At 73.4% G+C, this 12,005-nt stretch carries 8 protein-coding genes and 3 pseudogenes; 8 read left to right on the plus strand and 3 right to left on the minus strand.

Annotated features, from left to right (window positions below):
• Positions 1 to 75 precede the first annotated feature (75 nt).
• Together JM949_RS05230 and JM949_RS05235 are read right to left on the minus strand one after the other, a co-directional pair.
• On the minus strand, positions 76 to 1,233 hold the full coding sequence (locus JM949_RS05230; protein ID WP_203147302.1) for a glycosyltransferase: 1,158 nt from the start codon (positions 1,231 to 1,233) through the stop codon (positions 76 to 78).
• 22 nt (positions 1,234 to 1,255) lie between these two features.
• Positions 1,256 to 2,178: pseudogene (locus JM949_RS05235) on the minus strand (glucosyl-3-phosphoglycerate synthase).
• Between the two features lie 285 nt (positions 2,179 to 2,463).
• On the opposite strand from JM949_RS05235, the gene JM949_RS05240 reads away from it, so the two are divergent.
• From JM949_RS05240 to JM949_RS05275, 8 genes and pseudogenes are all read left to right on the plus strand, one after another.
• Positions 2,464 to 3,474 carry a Gfo/Idh/MocA family protein gene (locus JM949_RS05240; RefSeq protein ID WP_203147303.1) on the plus strand — a complete coding sequence of 337 codons (1,011 nt, stop codon included), beginning with the start codon at positions 2,464 to 2,466 and terminating at the stop codon, positions 3,472 to 3,474.
• Entirely contained in the window at positions 3,467 to 4,555 is a 1,089-nt protein-coding gene (locus tag JM949_RS05245; RefSeq protein ID WP_203147304.1) for a zinc-binding dehydrogenase, read from the plus strand. Before JM949_RS05240 ends, JM949_RS05245 begins: the two co-directional genes overlap by 8 nt.
• A gap of 40 nt (positions 4,556 to 4,595) precedes the next feature.
• Positions 4,596 to 6,347, plus strand: coding sequence for an ABC transporter ATP-binding protein (locus JM949_RS05250; protein ID WP_203147305.1), 1,752 nt, complete (start codon positions 4,596 to 4,598; stop codon positions 6,345 to 6,347).
• Between the two features lie 99 nt (positions 6,348 to 6,446).
• A complete protein-coding gene (gene secA2 / locus JM949_RS05255) occupies positions 6,447 to 8,738 on the plus strand; it encodes an accessory Sec system translocase SecA2 (RefSeq protein WP_203147306.1) in 2,292 nt (763 codons plus the stop codon).
• A 176-nt stretch (positions 8,739 to 8,914) separates the two neighbouring features.
• Positions 8,915 to 9,654 (plus strand): annotated as a pseudogene (locus tag JM949_RS05260) (GAF and ANTAR domain-containing protein).
• A 351-nt stretch (positions 9,655 to 10,005) separates the two neighbouring features.
• Entirely contained in the window at positions 10,006 to 10,407 is a 402-nt protein-coding gene (locus JM949_RS05265; RefSeq protein WP_238432622.1) for a DUF2231 domain-containing protein, read from the plus strand.
• Between the two features lie 210 nt (positions 10,408 to 10,617).
• The gene (locus JM949_RS05270; protein ID WP_203147307.1) at positions 10,618 to 10,812 is read left to right on the plus strand and encodes a helix-hairpin-helix domain-containing protein; all 195 of its coding nucleotides are present in this window, start codon (positions 10,618 to 10,620) and stop codon (positions 10,810 to 10,812) included.
• Between the two features lie 337 nt (positions 10,813 to 11,149).
• Positions 11,150 to 11,905, plus strand: coding sequence for a class I SAM-dependent methyltransferase (locus tag JM949_RS05275; RefSeq protein ID WP_203147308.1), 756 nt, complete (start codon positions 11,150 to 11,152; stop codon positions 11,903 to 11,905).
• Here JM949_RS05275 and JM949_RS05280 read toward each other — a convergent pair.
• A pseudogene (locus tag JM949_RS05280) lies at positions 11,902 to 12,005 on the minus strand (IS481 family transposase); the annotation flags it as partial. The gene JM949_RS05275 and the pseudogene JM949_RS05280 overlap by 4 nt on opposite strands.

The following is a 12,005-nucleotide window of genomic DNA, read 5'->3' on the forward strand; positions in this document are numbered from 1 at the left end:
GGCTACCCGCTGCCGAAGCCGACAAACCACCCCCCGCGGAGGAGCCGTGCCCCACCGCCGCGCCGGGCCGACGGGTCAGGCCGGTAGCAGCCTCGGCACGCTGGCCAGCTGACGGACCCGCTCGTACAGCTCGACGTAGCGCTCGGCCATCACCGCCGGGGTGAAGCGCTGCGCGGCCACCCGCCGGCACTCGTCCGGGTCGAGCAGCTCGGCGGCGAGGAGCAGGTCGCCCAGCTCCTCCTCGTCGGCGGTGAGCAGCCCGGTACGGCCGTGCTCAATCAACTCCGGCAGGCAGCCCCGGGCGGTGGCTACCACCGGCGTACCCAGGGCCAGCGACTCGACCACCGCCGTGCCGCCGGGCTCCTCCCAGCGCAGCGGGAACAGCGACGCCCGGGCGCTGGCGAGCAGGTCGTCGCGCTCCTGCCCGGCCACGGTGCCGACCCAGCGGACCAGGTCACCGTCGACGTGCGGCGCCACCTCGTCGAGGAAGAACCGCACGTCCGGGTTCTGCCGGGCCTCGTCGCCGGCCGCCACGAGATCGGCCGGCCGGTGGTACGGGCCGACCGGTCCGGCCAGCACCAGCGGGAGACCGACCCGATGCGCGAGCCGGGCGCCCACGTCCTGCCCCTTGCCGGGGTTGATCCGGCCCAGGATGAGCAGGTGCTCGCCCTTCTCCGGTCGGGGCCGGCGGTCGGCGTCGACGGCGAGCGGCGTGGACAGGTGCACGTGACCCACCGAGTGCTCCCGCAACGCCAACGGAGCGCGGGCCAGCTGCGACGCGGAGACGCCGTTGACCCGAACCCGGTCACCGCCGTCCAGGCCGCCGTAGAGCGCCGGGTGCTTGGCCAGGTCCCAGTGCAGGGTGTGCAGGGTCGGCGGGCCGGCCGGCCCCATCGCGGCGAGGGTGGCCAGCCCGACCGCCTCGACATGGTCGTGCACCAGGTCGATGTCGTCGCGGGAGTGCAGCTCACGGACCACCCCGGCGAGGTGCGCCTGAGCGATCCCGCAGACCTGGTTGTACGGCCGCTGCAACGCGGCGAACTGCCCGTCGGCGAAGACCGACACCCGCTCGTCCACCGGCAGGGTGCTGCTGCCCACCGAGGCGAGCACCACCCGCACGCCGAGCCGCCGCAGCTCCGGCACCAGCGTGGCGATCACGTTCTCGATACCGCCGTACCCGGGTGGCGGCACGGACAGCCACGGGCCGGCGTTCATCAGCACGGTGAGGCTCATCAGGCCCGTCCCTTCCAGCCGTTCACGCGGCGGCCACCCGCCGACGGGGCACCCGGTGGCGCAACTCGGCCAGCGGCGGGCGCTCCTCAATGGACACGTCGCTGACCACGATCTCGCGGTCGAGGTTCGGCAGGGTGTCCGAGCCGCCGCGCCGGAACTGGGTCAGCAACGCCTCCGGCGCCAAACCGGCGGTGGCCCAACCGCGTCGCTGCAACCGCGACCAGGCGGTCAACATGATCTGCGCGGACATCCGACCGAGGGCCGCCGTGTCCTGGTGCCGGTGCTTGCGCTCACCGAGGTCGACCTGCGCCATCGCGTCCAACCCGACCAGGTCGAGCAGGTCGATCATCATGGCCGTCTCCACCCCGTACCCGGAGACGAACGGCACCTGGGCCAGCACGTCGCGACGGCCCGCGTACTCGCCGGCGAGCGGCTGCACGAAACCGGCCAGCTCGGGCCAGAAAAGGTTGAGCAGCGGACGGGCCATCAACTCGGTCACCCGGCCCCCGCCGTCCTGCTCCACAGTGGCGGAGCCGACCAGGGGCCGTGGTAGAAGCCCTTCACGAAGTCGACCGACGGGTCGGTCAGCAGCGGGCCGAGCAGCCCGCTCACGAAGTGCGGCCGAAACTCCCGCAGGTCGGCGTCGATGAACGCCACCACGTCCCCCTCGGCGGCGGCCAGACCCGCCCAGAGCGCGTCGCCCTTGCCGGTCAGCCGGGGCAGCCCCCGGGTCATCGCGTCCTGGCTGACCACCTCCGCGCCAGCGGCGCGGGCCACCTGCGCGGTCCGGTCGGTCGAGCGGGAATCCACCACGATCAGCTCGTCGACCAGGGCGACCCGATCCATCAGGTGCTCCCGGATGGTCGACACGATCGCGCCGACGGTGGCCTCCTCGTTGCGCGCGGGCAGCACCACGCTGACCCGGCTGTCGCCCTTGGCCCGCACCAGTCGACGCGTCGGCCAGTCCGCCGCCGACGTCGTCCGGTACGTGGCCCACGCCTCCACCACCGGTGACACGCTTGATGTCGTATCCCGCACGGGCACTCCTCCATTCGTGCGTGGAAAACCGAGTTTGGTTGTTCCCAGTCGCCGTCACGCGCTAACCGCATTCTCGGCAACAGCTTGATCACACTGGTGACGACAATGCGTTCCCGGTGGATGAACGTTTGATTGCGCACAGCCCAGGGGACTGGTCCCACCGCACATGAAAGGTCTTCGAAGGGGTGTCGGATGCGGAAATGCCGGGTGGGGCTCGTCGGAGCCGGCGGAGTGGCACAGCGGCATGCGCGGGTGCTCGCCGGGTTCGACGACGTGGAGCTGGTCGGGGTCACCGACGTCGCGCCGCAGGCGGCGTCCGCGCTGGCCGCGCAGCACGGCGGGCGGGCCCGCGCCGACGTCGCCGAACTGCTGGCCACCGACCCGGACGCGGTCTACGTCTGCGTGCCACCGTTCGCGCACGGCCCCACCGAGGAGGCGGTCATCGACGCCGGGGTGCCGATGTTCGTGGAGAAACCCGTCGCTGTGGACCTGGGCACCGCCGAGCGGATCGCCGACCTGGTCGCGCGGCGCGGGCTGCGCACCGCCGTCGGGCACCATTGGCGCTACTCCAGCCTGCTCGACGAGGCCCGCGCCCTGCTCGCCGACCGTCCGGTGCGGATGGTCAGCGGCGCCTGGCTGGACAAGGTGCCACCGGTGGCCTGGTGGTCGCGGCGCGACCGCTCCGGCGGACCGGTGGTCGAGCAGGCCGCCCACGTGCTCGACCTGATCCGCGTGCTGGCCGGCGAGGTGACCGAGGTGACCGCGTACGGCAACGGCACCCCGCCGCCGGTCGACGGCGCGGACATCGACTCGGTCACCACCGCCGCGCTGCGCTTCGCCGACGGCGCGGTCGGCACGCTCAGCGCGGCCTGCGTGCTGGGCTGGAAGCACCGTGCCGGCCTGGAGGTCCTCGCCGACGGGCTGGCCCTCTCGATCACCGAGGACGGGCTGTCGATCCGCGACGCCGACGGCGAACGACACGTCCCCGCCGACCCGGACGCCGCCCGGGTGGCGGTGGACCGCGCCTTCATCAACGCCGTCCGGGGCATTGGCGACGACATTCGCGTCCCGTACGCCGAAGCGCTGGCCACCCAGCGGCTGGCCCTCGCGGTGGCCGACTCGGCCCGCACCGGCGCGACCGTGCGGCTCGCCGCCCCGACCGCGCCGACGGTGCTCAGCACGGGGGTGACAGTCGATGCCTGACAAGGTGGTGGTGGTCACCGGCCCCGGCCGGGTCGACCTGGTGGAGCAGGACGCCGCGCCGCTGCGCCCCGGCACCTTTCGGGTCGAGACGCTGTTCAGCGGCGTCTCCGCCGGCACCGAGCTGAGCTATGTCAAGGGCACGAACCCCTACCTGAACGTGACCTGGAACGCCGACCTCGGGCTGTTCCAGCCGGGCGCGGCGAGCACGCCGTACCCGGTGCGCAAGCTCGGCTACATGCAGGTCGGTCGGGTGGTGGAGAGCGACACCCCGGCGGTCGCGGTGGGCACGGTCGGCGCGATGACCTACGGGCACCGCACCGGCTGGCTGGCCGACCCGGTGGCCGAACGGTTCGTGGCGCTCCCCGACGACCTGGACCCGCTGCTCGGCATCTACGTCGCGCACATGGGCCCGATCTGTGCCAACGGCCTGCTGCACGCCGCCGCCGACCTGCACGGCACCGACGTCCGCGCGCTCGGCGACGGGGTACGCGGCCGACGGGTCGCCGTGGTCGGCGCCGGTGTGGTGGCCCTGCTGACGGCGCTGCTCGCCCGACGCCACGGCGCCGCGTCGGTGGTGGTCCTCGATCCCACCCCGCACCGCCGCCAGGTCGCCGAGGCGCTCGGCCTGGAAACCCTCGACCCGGACGCGGACGACCCAGCGGTGGTGCTCAAGACCCGGTGGGCGCACACCGCCGGCGACCGGGGCGCCGACGTGGTGTTCCAGTGCCGGGGGCAGGCCTGGGCGCTGCACCTCGCCCTGCGCCTGCTGCGGCCCCAGGGCACCGTCATCGACCTCGCCTTCTACCAGGGTGGCGCGGACGCGGTCCGGCTCGGTGAGGAGTTCCACCACAACGGGCTGTCGCTCCGCTGCGCGCAGATCGGTCGGGTGCCGCGCGGGCTCGCCCCCACCTGGGACCGCGAGCGGCTCTCCGCCGAGACCATCGACCTGCTCCGTGGGTACGGGGATGTGATCCGCAAGCACCTCGTCTCGGCGATGGTGCCGTTCGACCAGGCACCCACAGTGCTCACCGAGCTGGCCGACCGTCGCCGCCAGGAGCTGCAGGTGGTGCTCACCGGCTGACCGCCTCCGCCGGGTGCCCGGGCCGGCTACCGTTCCCGGCATGAGCACCCCGAAGGACCGGCCGGTCGGCCTGGCCGCGCTGCTGCCGTACCTGCGGGAGCACCGCGGCACCCTGGTCGTGGTGGGCGCGCTGTCGCTGGTCGGCGCGGCGGCGTCGCTGGCGCAGCCGCTGCTCACCCGCACGGTGCTCGACCGGATCGGCGCCGCACACCCGGTGTCCGGGCTGGTGGCGGTGCTGGTGACTCTGGTGGTGCTCGGCGCGGCGATCGGTGGGCTGCGCGACTACCTGCTCCAACGCACCGCCGAAGGGCTGGTGCTGGGCACCCGCCGACGGCTGGCCGGCCACCTGCTGCGGCTGCCCATCGCCGAGTACGACCGCCGCCGCACCGGGGACCTGCTCTCCCGGGTCGGTTCGGACACCACGCTGCTGCGCGCGGTCGTCACCTCCGGGCTGTTCGAGACGGTCACCGGGGCGGTGACGGTGGTCGGCGCCGCCACCGCCATGGTGCTGCTCGACCCGCTGCTGTTCGGGGTCACACTGCTCGGGGTGGTGCTGGGGCTGGGCTTCGCCGCCACCTTCGCCCGCCGGGTCCGGGCGTTGGCCCGCACCGCCCAGGAGCGGATCGGCGAGATGACCTCGGCGGTGGAGCGGGCCCTCTCGGCGGCCCGCACCATCCGGGCCAGCCGCGCCGAGAGCCGGGAGACGGAGACCGTCGCCGGCAGCGCGCGGGAGGCGTACGCGGCGGGGCTGCGGGTGGCCCGGGTGCAGGCGCTGGTCGGCCCGATCGGCTCGGTCACCGTGCAGGGCGCGTTCCTGCTGGTGCTCGGCATCGGCGGGGCACGGGTCGCCGCCGGGGCGATCTCCGTCGGGGACCTGGTGGCGTTCGTCATGTACCTGTTCCTGCTGGCGCTGCCGCTGGGCCAGGTGCTGCGGGCGTACACCCAGTTGCAGTCCGGCCTCGGCGCCCTCCAGCGGATCGAGGAGATCCTGGCCGTGCCCGCCGAGGGCGCGGCGGACCGGCCCGCGCCCCCGGTCACGACGGCGACCCGGCACGGTCCGACCCCCATGATCGAGTTCGATCGGGTGGGTTTCGGCTACCCGGGCGGCGAGCCGGTGCTGCACGAGGTCAGCTTCACGGTGCCCGCCGGCACCCGTACCGCCCTGGTCGGCCCCTCCGGCGCCGGCAAGTCGACACTGCTGGCCCTGGTCGAGCGCTTCTACGAGGTGAGCGCCGGCGCGATCCGGCTGGACGGCACCGACCTGCGCGGCCTGCCCCGCGACGCGCTGCGGGCCCGGCTCGGCTACGTCGAGCAGGAGGCCCCGGTGCTGGCCGGCACGCTGCGGGAGAACCTGCTGATCACCGCCCCGGACACCACCGACGAGCGACTGCGCGAGGTCCTCGACGAGGTCAACCTGGGCCACCTCGCGCAGCGCACCGCGGCCGGCCTGGACGTTCAGGTGGGGGAGGGCGGGGTGCTGCTCTCCGGAGGTGAACGGCAGCGGCTGGCCATCGCCCGGGCGCTGCTCGCCGGCCCGCCGGTGCTGCTGCTCGACGAACCGACAAGCAACCTGGACTCCCGCAACGAGGCGGCGCTGCGCCGCGCCATCGACGCCGTGGCCGCCCGCCGCACCCTGTTGATCGTGGCGCACCGGCTCGCCACCGTGGTCGACGCCGACCAGATCGTCGTCCTCGATGCCGGCCGGGTGGTGGCCGTGGGCACGCACGCCGAACTGACCGACACCGACCCCCTGTACCGGGAACTCGCCAGCCACCAACTGCTGGTCGGCTGACCGCGGTCCGGCCGGTTGGTCGGCCGACGTCGCCTCGCGACGAACTTGCCGGGCGACCGGGCCGCAAACGGCGGCCGGAATCGCGTACCGTTGCCGCTCATGGGTGTGTCGCAACGGTTCAAGAGCAAGTTCCGGCGGTTCCTCCAGCGCCCCGGCTCGACCGTGGATCTCGCTCCGCTGGAGAAGCTGCTGCCGGCGATCGAGGCCCGCGAGGATCAGCTCGCCGCGCTCGACGACGCCGAGCTGACCGAGGCCGCCGGCGTCGCCGCCGGCTACGAGGAGATCTGCGCCGTCGGCCGCGAGGCCGCCCGCCGTGGCCTCGACCAGCGGCCGTACGACGTGCAGCTGCTCGGCGCCATGTCGCTGCTCTCCGGCAAGGTCGCCGAGATGGCCACCGGTGAGGGCAAGACGCTGACCGCCACGATCGCCGCGTACGGGCATGTCCGGCTCGGCAACGGGCCGGTGCACGTGCTCACCATCAACGACTACCTGGCCCGCCGCGACGCCCAGTGGATGGAGCCGGTCTACACCCTGCTCGGTCTCACCGTCGGCTGGGTCAACGAGGCCTCCACCCCGCAGGAGCGGCGCGACGCGTACGCCTGCGACGTCACCTACGTCTCGGTCAGCGAGGCGGGCTTCGACTACCTGCGCGACCAGCTGGTCACCGACGTGGCGGACCGGGTGCAGCCGCCGCTGTCCACCGCCATCGTCGACGAGGCCGACTCGATCATGATCGACGAGGCGCGGGTGCCGATGGTCCTGGCCGGCGCGGTGCCGGGCGAGCAGGACCCGGTGCACGCCGCCGCCGCGCTGGTCCGTGGCCTGCGCAAGGGCAAGCACTACACGGTCGCCGAGGACGGGCGGAGTGTGGCGTTCACCTCCGCCGGCCTGGCCGCCATCGAGGCCAAGCTCGGCATCGACCTGTACGACGAGGAGCACGTCGAGCAGCTCTCCGCTGTCAACGTGGCGCTGCACGCGCACGCCCTGCTGCACCGTGACGTGGACTACATCGTCCGCGACGGCACGGTCGAGCTGGTCGACGAGATGCGCGGCCGGGTGGCCCAGCGCCGCCGCTGGCCGGATGGTCTCCAGGCCGCGGTCGAGGCCAAGGAGGGCCTGGACGCCACCGCCGAGGGCGAGGTGCTGGGCACCATCGCCATGCAGGCCTACATCGCGCTCTACCCGAAGGTCTGCGGGATGACCGCGACCGCGGTGCTCGTCGGCGACCAGCTGCGGGAGTTCTTCAACCTCGAGGTCGCGGTGATCCCGCCCAACACCCCGTGCATCCGGGAGGACGAGCCGGACCGCATCTACGCCACCCGGGCCGAGAAGGACGAGGCGCTGATCGACGAGATTCAGCGCTGGCACGCCAAGGGGCGGCCGGTGCTGGTCGGCACCCTCGACGTCAAGGAGTCCGAAGGGCTGGCCGCCGGACTCAACGCCGCCGGGGTGCCGTGCGTCGTGCTGAACGCCAAGAACGACGACGAAGAGGCCGCGATCATCGCCGAGGCCGGCGCGTACGGCGCGGTGACCGTCTCCACCCAGATGGCCGGCCGGGGCGTCGACATCCGGCTCGGCGGCAGCGACCAGAGCGACCAGGAGCGGGTCGCCGAGCTGGGTGGGCTCTACGTGATCGGCAGCGGCCGGCACGACAGCCGGCGGGTGGACGACCAACTGCGCGGCCGGGCCGGCCGGCAGGGCGACCCGGGTGGTTCGGTCTTCTTCGTCAGCCTGGAGGACGACCTGGTCGTCCGGCACGCCGCCGACTCGGTGCCGGCGTCGCCGCGGATGAACGCCGACGGCCTGGTGACCGACGAGCAGGTCGACTATGCGGTCGAGCACGCCCAGCGGGTCGCCGAGGGCGTCAACCACGAGATCCACCGCAACACCTGGCGCTACAGCGTGGTCATCGAGCAGCAGCGCAAGGCTCTCGCCGCGCGCCGGGAGCGGCTGCTGACCAGCGACGTGGCCGCGGTGATGCTGTTGGAGAAGGAGCCCGAGAAGGCCGGCGAGATGGACGAGGACCTGCTCGCCCGGGCGGCCCGATCCATCGCGCTCTACCACCTGGACCGGCTCTGGGCCGAGCACCTGGCCGAGCTGTCGGAGGTCCGGGAGGGCGTGCACCTGCGCGCGTTGGGCCGGCTCGACCCGCTGGACGAGTTCCACCGGGCCGCGGTGCCGGCGTTCAACAACCTGGTCCCGGAGATCGAGGCCCGCACCATCGCCACCTTCAACGAGACCGAATTCGACGAGGACTGGCAGGCCGACGACGGCACCCTGGTCCGCCCCACCGCCACCTGGACCTACCTGGTGCACGACAACCCGTTCGGGTCCGAGCTCGACCGGCTGATCGCGTCGATCGGGCGACGGCTCAGCGGCGCCTCGCGCTGACGTAGGCGCTCGGGCCCCTACCGCCCTCACCTGCGGCAGGGGCCCCGGTTTACGCCGTTTCGACCCAGGTTTCCCGGGGTAGTAGGGCTGGTCGGTCCAGTCGGGAGAGAGCAGACCATGACACAGGTGACGATGCCCGGCGGGCAGGCGCGACAGGACACGGAGGCCACGAACCCGTGAACCTCGACACGCGGGAACCGGTGGTGCAGACGCTCGGCGTGCTGGAGACAGCCGCGCTGTTACGGGAGCTGACCGCCGGCCTGATCACCCTGACCGACTTTGATGAGGCGCTGCTAGCGCTGGTCCGGGTCACCCGGGACGCGGTGGCCGGGGTCCGGTGGTGCGGCTTCACCGCCCTGCGCGCCGGCGAACCGGCCGGCGTGGCCGCCTCCGACGAGCGACTGGCCGGGCTGGACGACCTTCGGCACGGGCCGGACTCGCCGGCGATGAGCGCGATCCGACGCCGCGAGATGATCCTCGCCGCCGACCTGGCCGGTGAGCGCCGCTGGCCGGCGTGGACGGCCCGCGCCCGCGACCTCGGCGTACGCGGGGTGATCTCGGCACCGGTGGACATCGACGACCAGGTGATCGGCGCGATCAACCTCTACGCCGCCGCGCCGGACGTGCTGACCCCGCAACACCAGCTGATCGCGATGTTGCTCGCCGAACACGCCGGCCTGCTGCTGGCCGCCGTTCGCGACCGTGGCCGCAGCTCACCCTCGCCGGTGAACGGGACGCCTCACTCCTGCACGACGGGATGGTGGACCAGGCCGTCGGCGTGATCATGACCCAGCGCGGTTGCCCGCCGGCCGAGGCCCTCGACGTGCTGCGGACCGCCGCGTCGTCGCTGGACATCCCGCTGCGCGAGGTGGCGGAGCGCCTGGTTCGCACGGTCTCCCGCGAACGCGACAACTGACCACCCACCACCCACCCGACGGCCCGCGCCATGCCGTGCGGTGTCCCTGCTGTGTCGTGCGTGTCGTGCGATGGCCCTGCCGTGCGGTCCGCCCCGTGATCAACTCGGGTTTCTTGAAGTCGGGGTATCTGGGGCCGTGGGATGGCGCGGTTTCCTGGAAGGCGAGTTGATCGAGGCGGGTGGCGGGGTTTCTCGGCTGCGGGATGGCGCGGTTTCCTGGAACCCGAGTTGATCGAGGCGGGCGGTGTCCGTTCGTCCGGTCAGCGGCGAGTCGGGCGGAATCGTTTCGCTGTGACCGGGCTCGGGTAGCACTGTGGTCAGGTGAGCTGCGTGCTACCCGGGGGAGGACCGATGCAGAGCCGGCTGCGGGTGCAGGGGCATCCGATCCAACCGATGCTGGTGACGTTCCCGCTCGGGCTGTTCGTCAGCGCCACCGTCTTCGACCTCACCGACGTCGCCGGCGGGCCGGCGTTCCTGGGTGAGGTCGGCTATTGGACGGGCGTCGCCGCTCTCGTCGCCGCCGCGCTGACCGCGGTGGCCGGCATGGTCGACCTGTGGGACGTGCCCGTCGACCGCACCCGCCGCACCGCGGTCGCCTTCAACCTGGTGAACGCGGTGATGGCCGGCATGTTCCTGCTCAGCTGCCTGGTCCGGGCACACTCCCCGCAGCGCGCGCGTCAGCCGCGATCCTGCTCACCGAAGTGGTCGCGCTGGCCGTCGGCGGGGTCGGCGTGCACCTGGGCGCCCGGCTGATGCGCCAGTTCGACCCCGGCCGCGCCGAGGCCGATGGCCTGGACACGCTCGCCGGCTCCACCGGGAAGATCGCCCGCCCCTGGCCCGGCCGCTGATCTGGTCCGACCCGTCGGTCGGCTGAGCGTGACCCGGCTGCTGGCCTGACCTGGTCGCTCGGCGGGCTCGGGCTCGGGGAGTCAGCGGTAGGGCTGGCCGGTCTATCATCTGCGGATGACCTCGTCTCTGGACGCGCTCCCGAAGATCGGTGCGCCGGCGACCCGAGCCCTGCACGCCGCCGGCTACACCACGCTGCGCCAGCTCGCCGACGTCCCCCGGGCTGACCTGGCCAAACTGCACGGCATGGGGCCGAAGGCGCTCGGCATCCTCCAGGCCGCCCTCGAAGAGCACCAGCTCGGCCTCGGCTGACGACTCGCCCTGCGCAGGGCCGCAGGCGGCCCCAGCAGCGCGCGAGCCGGACGAAGGCGACAGTCCCGGCAGGACACAGGCTCCCGGCAGCGCGAGCGCCCGGCGAGGCGCGCCCTCGCCGGTGCGACCGCGACGACGTGCCCTTCCCCGGCGTGGCGGAGCGTCCGGCCACCGCGCACACCGACCGCGCACACCGACCGCTCACTCCGGCGACGCCGCGCTCCCTTCCGGCGCGGAGCGTGCGCGGGCGGTGCGTTTCCTCCTGGCGCGGGGGAGCGTCCGCGGGCGGCGGCAAATGGGTTGCCGGGCGGGGTCACCGGCCGCCAGGCTGGCCGCCATGAACGCCGAGCGTGACGCCGAGGAACTGATCGCGGAGGCTGTCGCCGCCCCGGTCGACGGGTGGGGGTTCGGCTGGCTGGCCGGCCGGGCCACCGAGGAGCGTCCACCCTGGGGGTACGCCCGGCTGGTCGCGGAGCGGATGGCGCACGTCGGTGCGGCCCTGGACGTGGACACCGGCGGCGGGGAGGTGCTCGCCGAGGTGCCGTCTGCGCCGAAGCTGCTGGCGGCCACCGAGGGCTGGCCGCCGAACGTCGAGGTGGCCCGCCGTACCCTGCGCCGGGTCGGTGCGACGGTGGTGGCAATCGCGCCGGACGGGGCCCTGCCGTTTCGCGACGCCTCCTTCGACCTGGTGGTCAGCCGGCATCCGGTGCGGACCGACTGGGCGGAGACGGCGCGGGTGCTGCGGCCGGGTGGGACGTACCTGTCGCAGCAGATCGGGCCGGGCACCATGCGTGAGCTGAGCGAGGCGATCCTCGGGCCGCTGCCGCCGCCGACCCGGCGGCACCCCGACCAGGCGGTCGCCGCCGCGGAGGCAGCCGGCCTGCGGGTGGTCGACCTGCGCCGGGCCACCCTGCGGGCGACCTTCGCCGACATCGGCGCGGTGGTCTGGTTTCTGCGCAAGGTGATCTGGACGGTGCCGGGGTTCACGGTGGACCGCTACCGCGCGCCACTGCGCGACCTGCACCAGCGCATCGCTGAGCAGGGCCCCTTCGTGGCCCACGCCCAACGCTTCCTGATCGAGGCCACCCGCTAGTTGTGCTGTCCAGGGACGTTGGTCAACCTGGTGATGGGTGGTAGGCCGCCGGTGGCGGTGTGGGGTCGGTGGTGATTGTAGTGATGCAGGAAGGCCGGTA

The organism is Micromonospora tarensis, from assembly GCF_016803395.1.
GTDB classification, from domain to species: domain Bacteria; phylum Actinomycetota; class Actinomycetes; order Mycobacteriales; family Micromonosporaceae; genus Micromonospora; species Micromonospora tarensis.

What these genes read in the sequence shown, in the direction of transcription:
- JM949_RS05230 (WP_203147302.1), bottom strand. Translation starts at nt 1,233, where the DNA reads ATGAGCCTCACCGTGCTGATGAACGCCGGCCCGTGGCTGTCCGTGCCG.
- JM949_RS05240 (WP_203147303.1), top strand. Translation starts at nt 2,464, where the DNA reads ATGCGGAAATGCCGGGTGGGGCTCGTCGGAGCCGGCGGAGTGGCACAG.
- JM949_RS05245 (WP_203147304.1), top strand. Translation starts at nt 3,467, where the DNA reads ATGCCTGACAAGGTGGTGGTGGTCACCGGCCCCGGCCGGGTCGACCTG.
- JM949_RS05250 (WP_203147305.1), top strand. Translation starts at nt 4,596, where the DNA reads ATGAGCACCCCGAAGGACCGGCCGGTCGGCCTGGCCGCGCTGCTGCCG.
- secA2 (WP_203147306.1), top strand. Translation starts at nt 6,447, where the DNA reads ATGGGTGTGTCGCAACGGTTCAAGAGCAAGTTCCGGCGGTTCCTCCAG.
- JM949_RS05265 (WP_238432622.1), top strand. Translation starts at nt 10,006, where the DNA reads ATGCAGAGCCGGCTGCGGGTGCAGGGGCATCCGATCCAACCGATGCTG.
- JM949_RS05270 (WP_203147307.1), top strand. Translation starts at nt 10,618, where the DNA reads ATGACCTCGTCTCTGGACGCGCTCCCGAAGATCGGTGCGCCGGCGACC.
- JM949_RS05275 (WP_203147308.1), top strand. Translation starts at nt 11,150, where the DNA reads ATGAACGCCGAGCGTGACGCCGAGGAACTGATCGCGGAGGCTGTCGCC.